Source organism: Streptomyces sp. SID1328 (genome assembly GCF_009865595.1).
GTDB classification, from domain to species: Bacteria; Actinomycetota; Actinomycetes; order Streptomycetales; family Streptomycetaceae; genus Streptomyces; species Streptomyces griseoluteus.
On record NZ_WWKH01000774.1, the window covers coordinates 1 to 554 of the forward strand.

At 67.1% G+C, this 554-nt stretch carries 1 pseudogene; it reads left to right on the top strand.

What is annotated here, in order from left to right:
- Positions 1 to 346 precede the first annotated feature (346 nt).
- Positions 347 to 554, top strand: a pseudogene (locus GT030_RS36725) (RNA polymerase subunit sigma-24); the annotation flags it as partial.

A 554-nucleotide genomic window follows, 5' to 3' on the forward strand; every position in this document is an offset into this window, starting at 1 on the left:
GGTCGGCGCGGTGGCGGGCGGCACGGCCGCGGCGATCGCCCTGAGCCGCCGCCGCCGCTGACCCGGCCACGGCTCCCGCGCGCCCGAAGTATGCATCCGTCCTTCGAACACGCCTCAGCTTTCACAGAAATCAGCCCAGTTTCGATCAACAAACGGTCACCTTCCGCAAGTTGAAGGGTCATCAATCGCTAACACAGGCGACCTAATCGACGATTTGAGCAACTGGGTGTAGCAGGGTCTTCACGAAGCGTTATTCTCCTCAGACGCAAACCGGTACCCCTCCGTCGCTACGACGGGTGAAAGGTTCCGCACTGCACGTGATGGAAGCTCTGCCTCTGGGAGTCCCGTGTACCCACACGTCGGGGTTGACGCCTCGGGCCTGGCTACGCTGCGCGCAACTGTCGCAACGGTCAAAGACACGCTGCGCGGCCTCGTCCCCACCGCGCACACCGTCCCCGCCTTCGCCGGCGTCGGCGCCGCGCCCCTCGGTCCGTGCTACGCACTGGCCGAACGCGGCGCGGCCGTCGGCAGACGAGCCCGCTCCACGGGCGCGC